The 17,944-nt window shown below is 57.1% G+C and carries 17 protein-coding genes; 10 read left to right on the top strand and 7 right to left on the bottom strand.

Going from position 1 to position 17,944, the window contains the following annotated elements; translation table 11 throughout:
• Positions 1–463 precede the first annotated feature (463 nt).
• The 5 genes from ACYP2A_RS28760 to ACYP2A_RS28740 form a co-directional block, all read right to left on the bottom strand.
• Positions 464–859 (bottom strand): hypothetical protein, encoded by a 396-nt coding sequence (locus ACYP2A_RS28760; protein WP_459749318.1) that lies wholly within the window; start codon positions 857–859, stop codon positions 464–466.
• Positions 860–1,236: 377 nt separating this feature from the next.
• The gene (locus ACYP2A_RS28755) at positions 1,237–1,632 is read right to left on the bottom strand and encodes a hypothetical protein (RefSeq protein WP_459749317.1); all 396 of its coding nucleotides are present in this window, start codon (positions 1,630–1,632) and stop codon (positions 1,237–1,239) included.
• Complete coding sequence (locus ACYP2A_RS28750; protein ID WP_459749316.1) at positions 1,625–2,347, bottom strand: DUF4225 domain-containing protein; 723 nt, start codon at positions 2,345–2,347, stop codon at positions 1,625–1,627. Before ACYP2A_RS28750 ends, ACYP2A_RS28755 begins: the two co-directional genes overlap by 8 nt.
• Positions 2,344–2,829, bottom strand: coding sequence for an Hcp family type VI secretion system effector (locus ACYP2A_RS28745; protein WP_459749315.1), 486 nt, complete (start codon positions 2,827–2,829; stop codon positions 2,344–2,346). Before ACYP2A_RS28745 ends, ACYP2A_RS28750 begins: the two co-directional genes overlap by 4 nt.
• Positions 2,830–3,003: 174 nt before the next feature.
• Entirely contained in the window at positions 3,004–3,513 is a 510-nt protein-coding gene (locus tag ACYP2A_RS28740; RefSeq protein ID WP_459749314.1) for a BRO-N domain-containing protein, read from the bottom strand.
• A 346-nt stretch (positions 3,514–3,859) separates the two neighbouring features.
• Here ACYP2A_RS28740 and ACYP2A_RS28735 point away from each other — a divergent pair, with 346 nt between their 5' ends.
• Together ACYP2A_RS28735 and ACYP2A_RS28730 are read left to right on the top strand one after the other, a co-directional pair.
• Complete coding sequence (locus ACYP2A_RS28735; RefSeq protein ID WP_459749313.1) at positions 3,860–5,410, top strand: McrB family protein; 1,551 nt, start codon at positions 3,860–3,862, stop codon at positions 5,408–5,410.
• Complete coding sequence (locus tag ACYP2A_RS28730) at positions 5,407–6,684, top strand: McrC family protein (RefSeq protein WP_459749312.1); 1,278 nt, start codon at positions 5,407–5,409, stop codon at positions 6,682–6,684. Before ACYP2A_RS28735 ends, ACYP2A_RS28730 begins: the two co-directional genes overlap by 4 nt.
• Positions 6,685–6,701: 17 nt before the next feature.
• Here ACYP2A_RS28730 and ACYP2A_RS28725 read toward each other — a convergent pair whose 3' ends face one another.
• Positions 6,702–7,598: an HNH endonuclease gene (locus ACYP2A_RS28725; protein WP_459749311.1), complete on the bottom strand. Its 897-nt coding sequence runs from the start codon at positions 7,596–7,598 to the stop codon at positions 6,702–6,704.
• Between the two features lie 164 nt (positions 7,599–7,762).
• Positions 7,763–8,656: a LysR family transcriptional regulator gene (locus tag ACYP2A_RS28720; protein ID WP_459749310.1), complete on the bottom strand. Its 894-nt coding sequence runs from the start codon at positions 8,654–8,656 to the stop codon at positions 7,763–7,765.
• A gap of 278 nt (positions 8,657–8,934) precedes the next feature.
• Between ACYP2A_RS28720 and speB the strand changes: the two genes are divergently transcribed.
• The 8 genes from speB to ACYP2A_RS28680 all read left to right on the top strand — a co-directional run bounded on the left by speB (position 8,935) and on the right by ACYP2A_RS28680 (position 17,920).
• Complete coding sequence (speB, locus tag ACYP2A_RS28715; protein ID WP_459749309.1) at positions 8,935–9,894, top strand: agmatinase; 960 nt, start codon at positions 8,935–8,937, stop codon at positions 9,892–9,894.
• Entirely contained in the window at positions 9,891–10,277 is a 387-nt protein-coding gene (locus ACYP2A_RS28710; protein WP_459749308.1) for a nuclear transport factor 2 family protein, read from the top strand. Before speB ends, ACYP2A_RS28710 begins: the two co-directional genes overlap by 4 nt.
• Positions 10,278–10,395: 118 nt before the next feature.
• Entirely contained in the window at positions 10,396–11,895 is a 1,500-nt protein-coding gene (locus ACYP2A_RS28705) for a purine-cytosine permease family protein (RefSeq protein WP_459749307.1), read from the top strand.
• Positions 11,892–12,752, top strand: coding sequence for a sugar phosphate isomerase/epimerase family protein (locus ACYP2A_RS28700; RefSeq protein ID WP_459749306.1), 861 nt, complete (start codon positions 11,892–11,894; stop codon positions 12,750–12,752). Before ACYP2A_RS28705 ends, ACYP2A_RS28700 begins: the two co-directional genes overlap by 4 nt.
• Positions 12,749–13,786 carry an isopenicillin N synthase family dioxygenase gene (locus ACYP2A_RS28695; RefSeq protein ID WP_459749305.1) on the top strand — a complete coding sequence of 346 codons (1,038 nt, stop codon included), beginning with the start codon at positions 12,749–12,751 and terminating at the stop codon, positions 13,784–13,786. The genes ACYP2A_RS28700 and ACYP2A_RS28695 overlap by 4 nt, the downstream gene beginning before the upstream one ends.
• A gap of 32 nt (positions 13,787–13,818) precedes the next feature.
• Entirely contained in the window at positions 13,819–14,613 is a 795-nt protein-coding gene (locus ACYP2A_RS28690) for an ABC transporter substrate-binding protein (RefSeq protein ID WP_459749304.1), read from the top strand.
• A gap of 191 nt (positions 14,614–14,804) precedes the next feature.
• Positions 14,805–16,322, top strand: a complete 1,518-nt coding sequence (locus tag ACYP2A_RS28685) for an amino acid ABC transporter permease/ATP-binding protein (protein WP_459749303.1) — start codon at positions 14,805–14,807, stop codon at positions 16,320–16,322.
• Complete coding sequence (locus tag ACYP2A_RS28680) at positions 16,319–17,920, top strand: 5-guanidino-2-oxopentanoate decarboxylase (protein ID WP_459749302.1); 1,602 nt, start codon at positions 16,319–16,321, stop codon at positions 17,918–17,920. The genes ACYP2A_RS28685 and ACYP2A_RS28680 overlap by 4 nt, the downstream gene beginning before the upstream one ends.
• Positions 17,921–17,944: the final 24 nt, after the last annotated feature.

The following is a 17,944-nucleotide window of genomic DNA, read 5'->3' as shown; positions in this document are numbered from 1 at the left end:
TACGTTTTGCCCAGTAGGCGGGGATTGTGAGTGTTAGTGTTGTGGTGATGTATAGAGTTATAGGCATGGTTTTTTGTTCGCGGATAAGCTTTTTCTTCAGGCGGAAGTCTGAGGGATTAAAAGTCTTGGAGTTATTTCTATCTCCGGATGCGTGGATCAAATTTTCTGCGTTTGAACCACGATCCTCTATGTCTAAGTACAGGCAGTGAGCAGAGATGGAGGAATGTCATGACCAAGGATAACCAGCCCATGACCGAGTTGTCCGTATGTCCAATGTAAGGCAGCTTTCCAGTTTGAGCGAATTTGTTGTGAATGAAAGATAAGGTCATGTTGTAGCTGAATGCAATCCAGAATTTTAGAGGGGTATATTTTTCGTAAGAGAAGGCGGATTTGCTCCAGCGAGACGGGATATAGAAAACAATCGTAATGGTTGTGAAAATTAAGTAGAACGAGATATCGCTCATCAGCGTTTCCAAAAAAACAGAATTGATTTTCTAGGCTGTTCAAGCCGATATCTGTCAAATGTCAGTTTGTGCTTGCGGATTTTCGGGTCAAAAGCTTTACGCTGGCGCCAGGATCTTGCTTTCCATTGAGTCGGGATGGCTGAGACGTGTAGCCAGATCATCACAAGCGACACCCAGCCTAAAATACCTCTGTCCATAGGGCCGTAAAAAGGGATGTGGCCTTTGTCCATAAAGTACATATGGAGAGAGCCGAAATAGGTGTTGTAGATCATCGAAGTCCATAACTTCGCTTTGGTGAAACCTTTGCCTGAAAAAGCAAATTTTGCCCAGCGGGCTGGAAGGTAGAGGGCTATTGAGGTGGCTATGATGAATAGGGCGAGTAAGGTGTCGTTCATTGTACTGATCTGCGATTTAAATTGATTTTTTGAGCGTGAATTTCGATTTGAAATCCTTCAGAGGCGAGGGTCGAACTTTCTGCGTTTGAGCCACGATTTTCTATGTCTTTGCACAGGAAGTGAGCAAGCGTGAAGCACTGTCATGAGCAAGGATAACCACCCAATGACTGAGTTTTCGGTATATCCAATGTAAGGCAGCTTGCCTGTTTGAGCGAACCGGTAGTGGATAAAAAGCAAGGTCATGTTGTAGCTGAGTGCAATCCAGAATTTTATAGGGGTATAGTTTTCGTAAGAAAAGGCAGATTTGCTCCAGCGAGACGGGATATAGAGAACAATCGTAATGGTTGTGAAAATCAAGTAGAACGAGAGATCGCTCATCAGCGCTTCCAAAAAAACAGAATTGATTTTCTAGGCTGTTCAAGCCGATATCTGTCAAATGTCAGTTTGTGCTTGCGGATCTTCGGGTCAAAGACTTTGCGCAGGCGCCAAGGTCTTCTTTGCCATTCCATAGGTAAGGCTGAGGCGTGCAACCAGATCATCGCCATGGATAACCAGCCTAAAATGTATTTGTCCAAGTGGCCGTAAAAAGGGATATTACTTGTTTTGATAAAGTCCATGTAAATTACAATGACTATTAGATTGTAGAAGGTCGCGGCCAAAAGCTTGGTTGTGGTGAAGCTTTGCCCTGACAGAGCGAATTTAGCCCAGCGTGAAGGTGCGTACAGCAGGATTGCGAGAGTCACAAATACAAAGTGTTCTATCCAGTCATTCATTGATTTTTTTCCACTCTTTTAGCATGCTTCGCCCTGCTAGTGCATCTGCTGCTGCCTCAAGAATCAGCGCTCGTCGGGATGCGTTTTGATAAGCTCTGACATAGTCAGTATTGGCGTAATGCCAAAGTCGCCAGGCATCAGGTTTCACGACTTTTCTACTTAGGCCATAAATAGATAGTCCTAGGTCTACTCCAAGATAAGCCATGTTGCCATGAGCCTCGGTGCCACCTGCCCATACGGCTACGTTCTGGTAGCCTTTTCTGACTGGGCCTTCCACATCTGAGCGCTTCTCAACCAGGTTTCGGCCGTTTTCATAAATGTTATTGAATCCGTGGGCAAATAGTGCGGCACCAAAGGTAAAACAAAGTGTTCCTAAACTGGCGTAGCACACGCCACCCCCTGCGGCAACCTGAGCCATACCGCCCGCAAGTCCAATGCTTTTTTCACCGACTCCAGCGGATTGATCGAAGAGACTGTGTTGCTCAACCTTGATGGCCTCCAACCCCTCCTTGGCACTTTTCCTGCCCGTTTCAACATCTTTAACAATCCCCTGTGCGTAATAAGCCACCTCCCGATTAAATTGCAGCCGTAACATCCCATCCTTGATATGCCGCGTCGACAACGTACACGCCTGCCCTTGAAGAGAAACCGCCGCCTGGTTAACCTCCGCAAGATCATGACCGCCCGAATCTAGCGTCTTCTCAAACAGTCTCATTGCTCACCAATCCACGACGCATACCCGGTCGTCCCCGCCGCATGGTGAGTCCAGATAATGTCGCGATAGCTAATCGCAACATGCTCTTGCGCCTGCGCATCGTTCTGCAAAATAACGTGAGGCATATCCAGGGTCAGCTCAGTTATCAGACAGCCCCGAATCTCGACGGTATAGAACTTCTCCTGCGCGCCTTGAGCGGCGGTACGGTAGAAATCGATGATGCAATCGACCTGTTCCTGATTGGCCAGCGCCTGACTCAGCAGCGGCGAAGACTTGTCGACGTTCTTGGTAATGAACACCGGGCGGTGGGTGGCGTGTTTGGCATTGCCGATATTGGCCATGTTGTGTGCGAACGACAGCACCATGATTTCATCGTCATGCCCGGCCTGACACTTTTGGCCTATTGACGCTGGCGTTGAGCAACCAGCAGAAATCAGCCGTTGTGTCTTGCCCATGATCGTCATGTAGCCGTAATTAGCCATGGGAATCCTCCTTGTAAAATGGAGGACCAGTCTATTTTTGAGCTTCCCGGCAATCTGTAGGACGCGTCCGAAAATGCCGATGCCAATGCATACAGGGTTACGGCTTGAGTGCTATATCGCAGCCGTCACCCTGTAGCCATAGATGCAGCCTTGCGCCTGCTATCCAGCAAGCAGCTACCGTCCGACACACCCTCGCCACCAGGCCCCACCACCCTTGCCACCCTCTGGCACCGGCAACACCTGCGGCACATCCCGCAACCGGATCCACGGCTCGCTCTGCCAATGCAGCAAACTCATCGACACCCCCGGAAACTGCAACACACTCAACACCGGCGCCTGCTCCGGCATCGACGGCTGCGCATCACGCAATATCGTCACCACCTCGTTGGTGATCCACTGCCGCAGGCTGCGCTGCTCGGGGTGATAGTGATGCACCAACAGGGCATACACGCCCGACTCGCTGAGCATCAGCTCCTGGTCGCAATCGCCATGGCTTTCCAGCCAGAGCGTACGGCGCTGGTCCGGGTCAAGTTTGAAGGTGGTGCGTTCGTTCAAAGGCCAGGCGATAAGCTTGCTGAGATCGCGGGCGCAGAACCAGACCTGGTTTTCCAGGAGAAGGACGCGGAGCTGGCGGGCGTGGCGGATGAAGATGTGGGGGATGTAGGTATATAGATCGTTTTGCATGATGGGTCTCTACGTTTTAAGGGAGCGGTGCTGATGACCAACGTAGAGAAGGTGAAGAAATCCCAACGGCATCTTCCAAGACCGGCAGTCCACTCGTTTATTGAGAGGCTGAGGCTGCTTGATAAGCGCTTTATCTACGTTGGGTGTTTCTTAGACACCGGTGGCAGAGGATACGGGGTGCACGCTGGTTCAGGAATGCAGGTAGGGATGAGATTTACGTAGGAAATATCAGCTAGGCCTCAGTCAAAAGGATTCAAGCTATTAGCTATCACGCACTGAGCGTGCCTTTACGGTTGCTGGCATTCTGGTTACTGTCTGTGGAATTTTCCTACACGGACGTTCCACAATGACCGCGCTTAACCAGATTTTCTTTGGCCCACCCGGTACTGGGAAAACCTACGCGACCATTGCGGCGACGCTCGAAATTCTCGATCCCGCTTACTTAAAGGCCAACGAAAGCAACCGTGAAGCCCTCAAAAGCCGCTTTGACGCATTTGCGCGTGCTGGCGATGTTCGTTTCGTGACCTTTCACCAAAGCTTTAGCTATGAAGATTTCGTCGAAGGCTTGCGCGCCGATACCGATGAAAATGGCCAACTGCGTTATACCGTCGTGCCTGGTGTGTTTAAAAGTCTTTGCCAGCAAGCAGGGAGCGGGTATCGAGCATTCAAAGTCGGCGATCAGTTTGGCAAGAGCTATCGGGTTCGCTACGCCTCGGCGGACGTGGTTGCGATCGAGAAGACCCAAGGCAAAATCATCGAATTCGGTATGAGCTTGCTCAACGGTCTGGCAGACAATGTCGTTTCTGGAGCCATCACCCTTCAGGACATTCGCGACAAGTCGTGGGTGACCAAGCTTTCTAATTCAGAGTTCGATCCCTTTATTGTCAACGGCTATCTAAATCTGTTGCCCGCCATGGTGGAGTACATGATTGGTAGCGGTCCTGAGGGACTTTTTGATGCTGACCGGCAGGTGGCAAAAGACGCCCCCACCGTGTTGATCATGGACGAAATCAATCGTGGGAATGTCTCTCGCATTTTCGGCGAACTCATTACCCTCATCGAACCCTCCAAACGTGCAGGAAGCCTTGAGGCGTTAGAAGTCATTCTTCCGTATTCAAAGGAACGCTTCAGCGTGCCTTCAACGGTGCACCTCATTGGCACCATGAACACGGCCGACCGTTCGCTCGCATCAATGGATATTGCGCTGCGACGACGCTTCACGTTTACCGAAGTACCTCCTCGCCCTGAGCTGCTTGAGGATCTTGAGGTGGAAGGCATAGCACTCGACGAATTGCTCGGCGTAATGAATGCGCGTATTGCAGCCTTGCTGGGCCGGGACTATTGCCTTGGGCATGCGTACCTTATGCCTGAGTTAGACGGTGACAAGCTGACGCTGGAGTGGTTGGAAGGCGTATTCAAACGCAAGATATTGCCGCTGTTGCAGGAATACTTTTTCGAAGATTGGCAGCGGATTCAATGGGTGCTCAATGATCAGCGCAAGGCACCTGAGCTTCAGTTTTTGGTACGACCGTCTCAGGATTTGAGCCAGTTGTTCGGAGACGCCGTGACCGTAGCCCAGAATAATGAACAGTGGGAACTGAACGACTCGGCTTTCAAAAAAGTTGATGCTTACCGAGGCATTATTGATCACACCCTCCAAGCCCCCATTCATTACGATTCTCAAGCTGCGCAGCAAGGTGATTTCACTGTGCGACAATTGGCGTCCGGCACCATTGAGGTGACGCGCAACGGGCAATTGGTGAAACCCGCGTTACCTGTACTTCGAGAGCTTGCCAAGCAGCATAACGTTGAAACGCATTGGTCCACGGGAGTTGAAATGAACACCCGACATCTTGGCGCGAGGGTGATCAAAGCCCTTGGCGAGCTTAATCGGTGACAGCGCTCATCACCGTTCGTGAATACGCTCGGTTAACCACGAGCACGGTCGAACATCCTACGCTTGACCTGGCTCAAGTCACCCCGTCTGCATTCGATTGGCTGTGTAAGCTCAACGCCGGCTTTACCCAAGCTGGCGCGGCCATCATCCATGTTCAAGACCGTCGTTTTCTCAAGCTCGATAATTATGTTGGCGTCCTAGAAACGCCTTGTGGCACTCGTCTTGAGATTCTTCCCAAGCATTTTGAACAAGGGGATTGCATCCAACAAAGCCGTGCCTTGCTCCGGCGCATGATCCAGAAAACGCTCAAGCTGCCCTCGCGTCAGGTTGGCGCTGCTGCTCTGCAACGGTTTGAGGCACCACTTTCTGAATGGGTGATGAGCCGCTTTCTTGAAGCGCTCGATCACCTCATCAAGCGCGGCTTACGCTTTGACTACCACCGTGTCGAAGAGGAACAACGGTTTCTGCGTGGTCAACTCAACACCTCGCGGCAAATGCGCCAACCTGCAAGCCGCCAGCATCATTTCCAAATCCGTCATGAGGTCTTTCTGCCTGACCGGGCTGAAAACCGTCTGCTTAAGACCGCGTTGGACATTGTGTGTAAGAGCACTCAAGCCCCTGACAACTGGCGTCTTTCTCACGAGCTGCGGACGATGTTATTGGATATCCCCAGCAGCCAGAACGTCAGGCAGGATTTCAAGCAGTGGCAGCATGATCGTTTGATGGCTCATTACCAGTCGGTCAAGCCTTGGTGCGAGTTGATCATTGAGCAGCAAACGCCATTGGCTGTTGCTGGGGATTGGCAGGGTATGAGTTTGCTGTTCCCAATGGAGCGGTTGTTTGAAAGCTATGTGGCGGCGTGTTTGGAGGATGCATTGCTGCCGGGCGCTGTGTTGCGCACGCAGGTGGCGAGCAAGTCCCTCTGTACGCATGAGAACAAGCCGATCTTTGGTCTTAAGCCTGACTTGATCATTGAGCAGGGGGAGAAGCGGTGGGTCTTGGATACCAAGTGGAAGCGGCTGGATCTGGCGAGTAAAAATTACGGGTTGAGTCAGGCTGATTTCTATCAAATGTTTGCTTATGGGCATAAATATTTGCAGGGGGAAGGAAATTTGGTACTGATTTATCCTTGCCGATCAGGGTTTCAAGAGGCGTTGCCGGTATTTGAGTGCTCGACGGGGTTGAGGTTGTGGGTTGTACCGTTTGATTTGCAGGGGAAACAGTTAAAAGCCCCAGGGATGACGGGGCTGCCGGTAAAAATCAAAAATTTCTAGTGGTTTGGTCATTAGCCTTAAAGTACCCGGCGTGTACTCCAGTGTGATCTTAGTGCCTCTGTGCTTGGGTAGTCTGATTGAAGTGAGGGTAGTCGTATTGAAGAGTTCTCTAAATGGTTATATTCGCTTTGTCTGAGCACGCTGGCTAAGCCGACTTTTAAGGTTTCTGGATCAAACCATAATAAGCCAAGGTCAAAAAGAGTGTGAATATCCGTACGAAGCAGCAATCCATTGCTAACCACGTTCGTCTGTGTGCCAAGGTAAGGGATTATATGTGCTGCCTCCAACAACGCTTCGATAGCGCATCCTGTAACCGCGCATTGAGCCGAGTAAGCTGTTAAGATTTTTTTCCGGAAAGCGGCTTGGCCTTGGCGAAGAATAAGATTTTTAATGGTTCTTCTTCGCGCATCTATCAGAAGGCTAGGGTTGAATTCTTCTTGTGCTTTTAGTTCGGATATGATGGCGGTTGATATTTCTGTGTTTTTAGTGTTGCGATGCAGCAGGAAGTGAGTGGGTGCTGAGCCCTTATGGGATAGGTATCGAAATGTACCCTCATAGGTAAAGCCATAATCAGAGTGTTCTCTTTTGTGGTTTCTATAGAAAACAAGCAGTTCAAGGCCGCGCTCAATGTGATTTTCTATAAAGTGGTCTGTGCGGCCTTCAGGCTGTCCGTCCATTTTAAGGACGTCGCCGTCAAGTAGGTTTTTGTATTGGGTTTGACCTTTTTCTTTTAGCTTGTTGACGAAAAGCCATACAGAGTTAAAGTTCGTTGGTTTGAAAATTCCATTTCTTATAGTTGCATCTTTAATGTCAAATATTCGTTTGAGGTCGGCGCGGCTATAGACCTTTCCAGCCTCCAACTGCTGTGATGAATAAGCCGTCAGAGGATCATCCTGTAAAATGCCGTTGACCATTGTGTAGTCCTTTTCCGTCAAATCTGTAGGAAAAGGAATAGTGAGGCAGCCTCTATAACATCGCCACTTTTTTAAGTCAAAATGCCATGATTGGTCAGTCTGCTTGAGCAGGAGTTCATGGGGCTGTCAGGCCAATCTCACGGTGAGGCTTGTTTCGAGATAGCTCACTCACCCTCAAACCACCCCTTCAACCGATCCCGAAAACTCTGTATCAACGGCTCCCTCGACCGCCCCCGCCGCAAAGCCAACGAAAACGGCGCCTGATACCCAAACGTCGTCGGCAGCAGCACCTTCAACCGTTTCTGATCCGCCCAGAACTGCGCGTAGTGTTCCGGCAGATAGCCGATATACGCCCCCGACAGCACCAGTATCAGTTGCGCCTCCATCGACTCCACCGTCGCCGCGCTGTGCTTGAATCCGTGACGTGCCAGTTCTGCCTGGCTCCAGTACCCGCGCCCTACCATGCGCTGTTGGGTGATCACCTCCGCCGGTATTCGCCGCTGCTCGAACAGTTCATGCCGATCACTGCAATACAGCCAATGCTGTTCGCGGTACAGCGCCTGGTACATCAGCCCGTTCATGCGCACGGAGAAGGCGCCAATCGCCAGGTCCAGGCGGTTTTCCTGGACGCCCAGTTGCAGTTGCGCGGGGCTGAGCACGGAGAGGTGCAGGTGCACGGCGGGGTGTTCTTTGCTGTAGGCGCCGATGACGTCGGCCAGCGGCAGGGCCGGGTCGCTGACGGTGGAGTCGAGGACGCCGAGGTTTAAGGTACCGCGCAGTTCGCCTTTGAGGGCGGCGCTGTAGCGTTCGAAGCCTTCGAGTTCGGCGAGCAGGCGCAGGGTTTCCAGGTGGAACAGTTCGCCTTTGCTGGTCAGGCTGAAGCCGCCGCGGCCACGGTGGCAGAGCACCAGGCCGAGTTGGGTTTCGAGCTGGCTCATGTAGGTGCTGATGGCGGAGGTGGAGAGGTTGAGTTCCTGCTGCGCGGCGGCGAAGCCCTGGTGGCGTACTACGCAGGCGAAGATGCGCAGCAGTTTGAGGTCGGGCAGGGCAGAGGACATTGGGGGCTCCGGGGTGGTTTGGGTCTTGTTGGGTGTGTGGCGCTTGCAGGTGTTTGTGAAATGTTGAAATTTTTACGACTGCTGCGCAGCCGATCGCAGCTAAAGCGGCTCCTACGAGTCCGGGGTTGTATAGGGTGTTGTGGGGTGTGTCAGTAGGCCAGTGTATCCGCGGATAGTTTAGAAATCTCTGAACTGAATATTTGTTGGCAGCGATTCTTCTGCTTGCGGGGCGTCACCAGAATGGGGTCACTTCAATGACAACAAGGTGAGGCCACCCCGTGGACACGACTTTCCACCAGCCCTTGGGCGGCAATGAGATGCCTCGTTTCGGCGGCATCGCCACCATGCTGCGTTTGCCTCATATCCAGGCCGCCGAAGAACTTGATCGGCTGGATGCGGCGTTTATCGGTATCCCGCTCGACATCGGCACCTCGCTGCGTTCCGGTACGCGGTTCGGGCCACGGCAGATTCGTGCCGAGTCGGTGATGATCCGTCCTTACAACATGGCCACCGGTGCCGCGCCGTTCGATTCGTTGAACGTGGCCGACATCGGTGATGTGCCGATCAATACCTTCAACCTGCTGGATGCCGTGCGCATCATTGAGCAGGAATACGACCGGATTCTGGGCCACGGCATTGTGCCGCTGACGCTGGGCGGCGATCACACGCTGACGCTGCCGATCCTGCGCGCCATTCACAAGAAGCACGGCAAGGTCGGGCTGGTGCACATTGATGCGCATGCCGACGTCAACGATCACATGTTCGGCGAGAAGATCGCCCACGGCACCACGTTCCGCCGTGCGCAGGAAGAAGGTTTGCTCGACAGCGACCGTGTGGTGCAGATCGGCCTGCGTGCTCAGGGTTATACCGCCGAGGATTTCAACTGGAGCCGCAAGCAGGGCTTTCGTGTGGTGCAGGCCGAGGAGTGCTGGCACAAGTCGCTGACGCCGCTGATGGCCGAGGTGCGCGAGAAGGTCGGTGGCGGGCCGGTGTACCTGTCGTTCGACATCGACGGCATCGACCCGGCGTGGGCGCCGGGCACCGGAACGCCGGAGGTCGGCGGGCTGACCACGATTCAGGCGCTGGAGATCATTCGCGGTTGCCAGGGGCTGGACCTGATCGGTTGCGATCTGGTCGAGGTGTCGCCGCCGTATGACACCACCGGCAATACCTCGCTGCTGGGCGCTAACCTGTTGTACGAAATGCTCTGTGTACTGCCCGGCGTTATCCGTCGATGAGCCGCGAAGCGCAGGTGCTTGCGGCGGCTGCGGCCTTGGTCGAGGCCTTTGCCAGTAATGACACGGCGCGCTATTTCGACTGTTTCAGTACGGACGCCAGTTTTGTCTTTCATACCCTGGCCAAGCCGCTGAACTCGCGGGCCGAGTATGAAACGTTGTGGCAGCAATGGCAGGTCGATGGCTTTGCGGTGCTGGGCTGCGAATCGAGCAACGCCTGGGTCAATGTGCAGGGTGATGCGGCGATCTTCATGCATGACGTGGCCACGCATGTACGCATCGGTAGCGAAGAACTGCGCTTGAAGGAGCGCGAGACGATTGTGTTTCGCTTTGAGGGCGAGCGCTGGCTGGCCTGGCATGAGCATTTGTCGGAAGTGACGGGTTAACCGTCGCGACATTATAAAAATTAGCAGCAACCCTCCGCCCGGGGTCAACGGGCGGCCATAAAGGGTCAGCGTGCCTGCGCTGGCCTTACAACAACCGTGACAGGCGCTGGAGCAACACATGAGCCATTCGACGCGTATCGAAACCTTTGGTGTCGAGCAGATACCCGACAACCAACGCGATGCTTCCCCTATCGATCTGTTTCGCCTGATTTTCGGCGGTGCCAATACCTTTGCCACGGCGGTGCTGGGCAGTTTTCCGGTGTTGTTCGGGCTGTCGTTCCAGGCCGGGGTCTGGGCGATTCTGCTTGGCGTGGCGGTGGGCGCGTTGATCCTCGCGCCGATGGGCCTGTTCGGCGCCATCAACGGCACCAACAATGCGGTGTCGTCCGGGGCGCATTTCGGCGTGCATGGGCGCATCATCGGTTCGTTTCTGTCACTGCTGACGGCGGTGGCGTTCTTTTCCCTCTCGGTCTGGAGCTCTGGCGACGCGCTGGTCGGTGGCGCGCGGCGCTTGGTCGGCTTGCCGGAAACCGACTTCAGCCTGGGCCTGGCCTACGGGCTGTTCGCGGTGCTGGTGCTGATCGTCTGCATCTTCGGTTTTCGCTTCATGCTGTGGGTCAACAAGATCGCGGTGTGGGCGTCGAGCCTGCTGTTTCTGCTGGGTATTCTGGCGTTTGCCGGGCCGTTCGATGCGGGCTATGCCGGCAGCGTCAACCTGCAACAGCCGGGCTTCTGGGCGGCATTCATTGGTTCGGCATTGCTGGCGATGAGCAACCCGGTATCGTTCGGCGCCTTTCTCGGCGACTGGTCGCGCTACATTCCGCGTGACACGTCCAAGACCCGCATCATGCTGGCGGTGCTGGCAGCGCAAGCCGGCACGCTGATTCCCTTCCTGTTCGGCCTGTGCACCGCGACGCTGGTGGCGACCCAGGCACCGCAGTACATCGAGGCGAATAACTATGTCGGCGGTCTGCTGGCGATTTCGCCGAGCTGGTTCTTTCTGCCGGTGTGCCTGATTGCGGTGATCGGCGGTCTGTCGACCGGCACCACGGCGCTGTATGGCACCGGGCTGGATATGTCGAGCATGTTCCCGCGTTTGCTCAGCCGTGCCGGGGCGACGCTGTTGATCGGCGTGGCGGCGATTGCGTTTATCTTCATTGGTCGCTTCACCTTCAACCTGGTGCAGAGCGTGTCGACCTTCGCGGTGTTGATCATCACCTGCACCAGCCCGTGGATGGTGGTGATGATCCTTGGCCTGATCAGCCGTCGTGGCTTTTATCACGCCGATGACTTGCAGGTGTTCACCCGTGGCCAGCGCGGCGGCCGCTACTGGTTTCACCATGGCTGGAACTGGCGCGGCCTGGGCGCGTGGATTCCGAGTGCGGCGGTGGGCCTGTGCTTTGTCAATCTGCCGGGGCAGTTTGTCGGGCCGCTGGGCGAACTGGCCGGCGGTATCGACATCAGTCTGCCGATCACCCTGGGCCTTGCCGCGTTGCTGTACCTGACCTTGCTGCGCACCTTTCCGGAGCCGGCGTCGGTGTACGGCCCGAAAGGCGCGCACCCGATGCTGGGCCGCAAGGCCATGAGCAACGTCACTCAACCGGTTACTTGCCCATGAAACTGGAAATCTTTCGGACGCTATGGGGCTATCGCGGCACTTGGCAACAGGCGCTGACTGAGGCGCGTGCAGCGGGCTTCGATGGCTTTGAGGCGCGCATCCCCGAGGACGCGACAGAGCGTGCGGCGTTCGCGTCGTTTTTGCGTGACAACCGCGTGCCGTACATCGCCATTCTGTTCACCTCGACACCGGTGCTGCCGTTGCAGGCGGCGACGCCGGCCGAGCACCTGACGGACTTTGCCCGCAAGCTGCAACTGGCCGCCGAGCTGGAACCGCGCTTCGTCAATGTGCTGGCCGGCAACGACCGCTGGCCGCTGGCTCAGCAGGTCGACTTTTTCGCTGAGGCGCTGGAGATTGCCAAGCGCAGCGGCCTGACCTGCAGCTTCGAGACCCATCGCGCGCGCTCGCTGTTCAATCCGTGGCTGACCCTGCAATTGATCGAGCAAGTGCCGGACCTGCGCTTCACCAGTGATATCAGTCATTGGGTGGTGACCTGCGAGCGCCTGCTCGATGACCCTGCCGATGACCTGAGCGCCTTTGTCGAGCGTGTGCACCACATTCAGGCCCGGGTCGGTTATGACCAGGGTCCGCAAGTGCCGCATCCCGGCGCGCCGGAATACGCCGCTGCGCTGGCGTTTCATCAGCAGCACTGGCAAGCCATCTGGCGCTCGCAACAGGCCCGCGGCTACACCGGCACCACGCTGACGCCGGAATTCGGCCCCGATGGTTATCTGCATCACTTGCCGTTCACCGATGTGCCGGTGGCCGATCTGTGGGGCCTCAATGCCTGGATGGGCCGCACCGAGCGCGAACATTTCACCGCCTTTTCCAACCGTCCAGAGAGCCTGCTGCCATGAGTGAACGTTCTGCTTTCACCCGCATTCCCGTGGTCGATATCCACGGTCTGTTCAGCGAACGCCTGGAAGATCGCCAGGCGGTGGCCGATGCGCTTGGCGAGGCGGCCCGGCATGTGGGCTTTCTGTACATCACCGGCCATCGCATTGCGCCGGAGCTGATCGACAACCTGCACCGCGCCGCCGAGCAGTATTTCGCCCAGCCGCTGGACGCCAAGATGCAGCATTACATCGGTGCCTCGCAGAGCCACAAGGGTTTTGTGCCCGAGGGCGAGGAGGTGTATGGCACCGGCAAACCGGACCATAAAGAAGCGTTCGACATCGGCTTTGAAGTGCCCGCCGACAACCCGCTGGTGCTCGCCGGCACGCCGCTGCTGGGGCCAAATAACTGGCCGACCTTGCCGGGTTTTCAAACGGCGGTGCAGGCGTACTACAAAGCGGTGTTTGCCTTGGGGCACCAGCTGTTTCGCGGCTTTGCCCTGGCGTTGGGGCTGGATGAACATGCTTTCGACGACATGGCCTGTTTTCCGCCGTCCAAGCTGCGCCTGATCCATTACCCGTTCGATGGCGACGCCCAGGACGCACCGGGCATCGGCGCGCACACCGACTACGAGTGCTTCACCATTCTCAAGGCCGACCAGCCGGGCCTCGAGGTGATGAACGAGCAGGGCGAGTGGATCGATGCGCCGCCGGTGGACGGCGCCTTTGTGGTCAATATCGGCGACATGCTGGAGGTGATGACCGCCGGCGCCTTTGTCGCCACCGCGCACCGGGTGCGCAAGGTCAAGCAGGAGCGGTACTCGTTTCCGCTGTTCTATGCCTGCGACTACCACACCCAGATCAAACCGCTGCCGCAGTTCGCGGCCGGCGAACAAAACTACGCGCCCATCGCCATCGGCGAGCACATGTGGGCCCAGGCTTTGCAAACCTATCAATACCTTCGCCAGCGTGTCGCCGACGGGCAGATTGCCTTGCCGCAGCACGCCAGAAAGCCTTCAAGCTTCGGGCACCTGAAAAACCAGAGCGTGACTTCGTGATCTGCCTTTTCCCTCAATCTGGAATGACGACTATGCCAAACACCACGTTTTCGCGCCTTGCCACCTCTGTGCTCATCGGTGCCGCGCTGTTCGCCGGCAGCGTGCAGGCCGCGCCCACCGCCACGCCCGGTACGCTGAAGGTCGGCATGGAGATTTCTTACCCGCCGTTCGAGTCTTACGACGGCGACAAGGTGGTGGGCTTTGACCCTGAGGTGTCGACCGCACTGGCCAAGCAGCTCGACCTGAAGGCCGAGTTCGTCGACACGCGTTTTCCGAACCTGATCCTGGGCCTGAATGCCAACCGCTTCGACACCATCATTTCCGGCATGTACATCACCGACGAGCGCACCAAGCAAGCCGACGCAATTCCGTACGCGCAGGTCGGCGCCGCGATCATGGTGCGCAGCGACAGCACCGCCAAACCGCAACAGCCTGAAGATTTGTGCGGCCTGAAAGTCGGTTTGCAGCAGGGCACCAACTGGGTCAACCAGCTCAAGGCGGTGTCGGCCGACTACTGCACCAAACAGAACAAGGGTGAGATCGCCATCAGCGAATTCCCGACCACGGCAGAAGCCTCGCAGGCGTTGATGTCCGGCAATATCCAGGCCCACCTGGAAATCTCGGCCGCGGCAAAAATGATCGTCGACAAGGCCCGTGGCCGCATCGTGATCAGCTCGGAGAAATCCCTGTACCCGCAGACGCTGGGTATCTATGTGAAGAAGGGCAACACCGAACTGCTGGAGAAACTGCGCGGCGTGGTCGAGAGCTACAAGAAAAGCGCCGAGTACAGCGAAATGCTGAAGAAGTACAACCTGGAATCGGCGTAAGTCTCAAAAAAACACACCGTAATCTGCGGCCAAACGCATAACCCGTAGGAGCTGCTTTAGCAGCGAAGGCACCAACATAGATTTGTGTCGTCTGCCTTCCCGACTAAAGCGGAGCGCCGCCCGGTCGGTCCTACGGGGGATAGCGGTACGCCGTCCGGCCTTCGCCATCCATCTGCTACACCGAGGTCATCATGGCATTCGAATGGGCCTATTTTTTCTCGCTGTTCACCGTGCAGGCCTTCTGGAAGGCCTGCCTGACGGTGGTGCAGCTCAGCACCTTGTCCTGGACCCTGGGTCTGGTATTGGGCTTTGTGCTGGCCAGCGCCAAGCTGTCGACGCATGCCTGGTTGCGCATGCCCGCCAGCCTGTACATCTGGCTGTTTCGCAGCATCCCGCTGTTGGTGCTGCTGGTGTTCGTTTATAACCTGCCGCAGCTGTTTCCGGCCGCCGGCAGTGTGCTGTCGCAGCCGTTCTATTCCGGCCTGATCGCGCTGGTACTGACCGAAACCGCGTACATGGCCGAGATTCACCGGGGCGGCCTGTTGTCGGTGCTCAAGGGCCAGCGTGAAGCGGCCAAGGCGCTGGGCATTCGCGGGCTGGGCGCGCAGCGGCTGGTGATCATTCCGCAGGCGATTCGTATCTCGTTGCCGACGCTGACCAACGAATACGTGACCATCGTCAAACTCACCTCGCTGGTCTCGGTGATCTCGCTCAGCGAACTGCTGCTGGTCGGCCAGCGCATGTATGCGCAAAACTTTCTGGTGCTGGAAACCCTGGCAGCGGTGGCCGTGTACTACGTGCTGATCGTCACCCTGTTCGGCTGGCTGTTGCAGTGGGCCGAGCGCCATCTGGACCTGTCGCGCAAAAACGCGCAAACCCTGGAGGCCGCCCAGGCCGACGCCTTGCGTCAACCGGCTGGCCTTGCCAAGCCGCGTTGCGAGCCAGTACCGGGGCAACCCGATGCCTTGCAACTGCGCAACATTCACAAGCGTTATGGCAATCACGAAGTGCTCAAGGGCATCGACCTGAGTGTGCGGCCCGGCGAAGTGATTTCGATCATCGGCCCGTCCGGTTCCGGCAAGACCTCGTTGATTCGCACCATCAACAGCCTGGAGACCATCGATCAAGGCGAGATCGTGCTGTTCGGCAATGACTTCATCAAGGCCGGCAAGCGCACCGATTCTCCGGTGATCCGCCAGGGCATCGGGCGCATCGGCATGGTGTTCCAGAACTTCAACCTGTTCCCGCACCGCACCATTCTCGACAACGTCATCCTGGCCCCGCGTTACCACGGCCTGGTCAGTACGGCTGAGTTGCGTGCCAAGGGCCATGCGTTGCTGGACCGGGTCGGGTTGCTGGCGCATGCCGACAAGTACCCGCATCAGTTGTCGGGCGGTCAGCAACAGCGCGTGGCGATTGCCCGTGCGCTGGCGATGGAGCCGGACATCATGCTGTTCGACGAACCGACCTCGGCGCTGGACCCGGAGCTGGTGGGCGATGTGCTCAAGGTGATTGGTGATCTGGCCGCCGAAGGCATGACCATGCTGATCGTCACCCACGAGATGGATTTCGCCCTGTCGATTTCCGACCGCATTGTGTTCATGGAAAACGGCCACGTGGTCACCGACGCCTCCCCGGCGGCGATCCGCCATGAAGGCGATGCGCGGGTGCGGCGCTTTATCGGTCTGGAACAGGAGAGCGCAGCATGAGCACGTGTGGAGAGTTTCTGGTCAGGCAACTGCACGCCTGGGGCGTCGACACGGTGTTCGGTATTCCCGGCGTGCACACCGTCGAGCTGTATCGCGGCCTGCCGGACAGCGGCATTCGCCATGTCACGCCGCGCCACGAACAGGGCGCAGGCTTCATGGCTGACGGCTATGCGCGGGTCAGCGGCAAGCCCGGGGTGTGTTTCATCATCACCGGGCCGGGCATGACCAATATCCTCACCGCGATGGGCCAGGCCTATGCCGACTCGATTCCGATGCTGGTGATTTCCAGCGTCAACGAGCGCCACCGCCTGGGCCTGGGCAACGGCTATCTGCACGAGCTGCCCAACCAGCGGGCGATGGTCGCTGGCGTCAGTGCCTTCAGCCACACGCTGATGAGCGTCGACGAACTGCCGGCCGTGCTGGCGCGGGCCTTTGCGGTGTTCGACAGCCAGCGCCCGCGCCCGGTGCACATCGAGCTGCCGCTGGACATCATCACCGCCAGCGCCGAGCACCTTAAGCTGGCGCCACGCCAGGTTATTCCGCGCCCGTCGCCCAACCTTGAGGCGATTAGCGCAGCCGCCAGGCGCTTGCAGTCCGCCCAGCGTCCGCTGCTGTTGCTCGGTGGCGGCTGCGTGGCCGCGATGGAAGAAGTGCGCGAGCTGGTCACCCGGCTGGACGTACCGACGGCGCTGACCATCAATGCCAAAGGCCTGCTGCCGGCCGGGCATCCGCTGTTGCTGGGCAGTAACCAGTCGCTGGTGCCGGTGCGGCAACTGGCGCTGGACGCCGATGTGGTGCTGGCGATCGGCACCGAGCTGGGCGAGACCGATTACGACGTGGTGTTCGACGGCAATTTCAGGATCGGCGGCGAGCTGATTCGCATCGATATCGATGCCGAGCAACTGACCCGCAACCATGCGCCGCATCTCGCGATTCTCAGCGATGCGACGGCGGCGATACGCGCCTTGCTCGCCGAGCTGCCGGCGCGTGTGGCCAGTGCCGATAGCCCAGGCGTACAACGCACGGCGGCAGTACAGCAACAACTGGCCGAGGATTTCAGTGGCTGGGCACACTACCGCAAACTGTTCGATTGCGTGCTGGAAGTGCTGCCCGAGGCGCGCTTCGTCGGCGACTCGACGCAAACGGTGTACAGCGGCAATCACTTGGTCGAGCTGGACAGCCCGCGCCGCTGGTTCAACGCCTCCACCGGCTACGGCACGTTGGGCTACGGCTTGCCGGCGGCCATCGGCGCCAAACTGGCCGAGCCTGCGCGGGCGGTGATCAGCCTGATGGGCGACGGCGGCATCCAGTTCACCTTGCCGGAACTGGCCAGCGCGGTAGAAGCGCAGGTCGGCATCATCGTGCTGCTGTGGAATAACCAGGGCTACGGTGAAATCAAAAGCTACATGGAACGCCGCGATATTACGCCGCTGGGCGTCGATATCTATACGCCTGACTTCATTGCGATAGCCCGTGGGTTTGGTTGTGCGGCTGAACGTGCGCGCGATTACCAACACCTGCAAACCCTGCTGCGCGAAGCCCCGGATGACCGCCCGCTGATCATCGAAATCAACCAGGCCCCGCCGTTTGCACCGTGACCCCGCACCGAATTTTCTGATGGA

Source organism: Pseudomonas sp. 3A(2025) (assembly GCF_054589175.1).
This window is presented reverse-complemented; position numbering and strand designations above follow the sequence as displayed.

Coding starts and splice junctions, on each gene's coding strand:
- ACYP2A_RS28760 (WP_459749318.1), bottom strand. CDS start 859: ATGAACGACACCTTACTCGCCCTATTCATCATAGCCACCTCAATAGCC.
- ACYP2A_RS28755 (WP_459749317.1), bottom strand. CDS start 1,632: ATGAATGACTGGATAGAACACTTTGTATTTGTGACTCTCGCAATCCTG.
- ACYP2A_RS28750 (WP_459749316.1), bottom strand. CDS start 2,347: ATGAGACTGTTTGAGAAGACGCTAGATTCGGGCGGTCATGATCTTGCG.
- ACYP2A_RS28745 (WP_459749315.1), bottom strand. CDS start 2,829: ATGGCTAATTACGGCTACATGACGATCATGGGCAAGACACAACGGCTG.
- ACYP2A_RS28740 (WP_459749314.1), bottom strand. CDS start 3,513: ATGCAAAACGATCTATATACCTACATCCCCCACATCTTCATCCGCCAC.
- ACYP2A_RS28735 (WP_459749313.1), top strand. CDS start 3,860: ATGACCGCGCTTAACCAGATTTTCTTTGGCCCACCCGGTACTGGGAAA.
- ACYP2A_RS28725 (WP_459749311.1), bottom strand. CDS start 7,598: ATGGTCAACGGCATTTTACAGGATGATCCTCTGACGGCTTATTCATCA.
- ACYP2A_RS28720 (WP_459749310.1), bottom strand. CDS start 8,656: ATGTCCTCTGCCCTGCCCGACCTCAAACTGCTGCGCATCTTCGCCTGC.
- ACYP2A_RS28710 (WP_459749308.1), top strand. CDS start 9,891: ATGAGCCGCGAAGCGCAGGTGCTTGCGGCGGCTGCGGCCTTGGTCGAG.
- ACYP2A_RS28705 (WP_459749307.1), top strand. CDS start 10,396: ATGAGCCATTCGACGCGTATCGAAACCTTTGGTGTCGAGCAGATACCC.
- ACYP2A_RS28700 (WP_459749306.1), top strand. CDS start 11,892: ATGAAACTGGAAATCTTTCGGACGCTATGGGGCTATCGCGGCACTTGG.
- ACYP2A_RS28695 (WP_459749305.1), top strand. CDS start 12,749: ATGAGTGAACGTTCTGCTTTCACCCGCATTCCCGTGGTCGATATCCAC.
- ACYP2A_RS28690 (WP_459749304.1), top strand. CDS start 13,819: ATGCCAAACACCACGTTTTCGCGCCTTGCCACCTCTGTGCTCATCGGT.
- ACYP2A_RS28685 (WP_459749303.1), top strand. CDS start 14,805: ATGGCATTCGAATGGGCCTATTTTTTCTCGCTGTTCACCGTGCAGGCC.
- ACYP2A_RS28680 (WP_459749302.1), top strand. CDS start 16,319: ATGAGCACGTGTGGAGAGTTTCTGGTCAGGCAACTGCACGCCTGGGGC.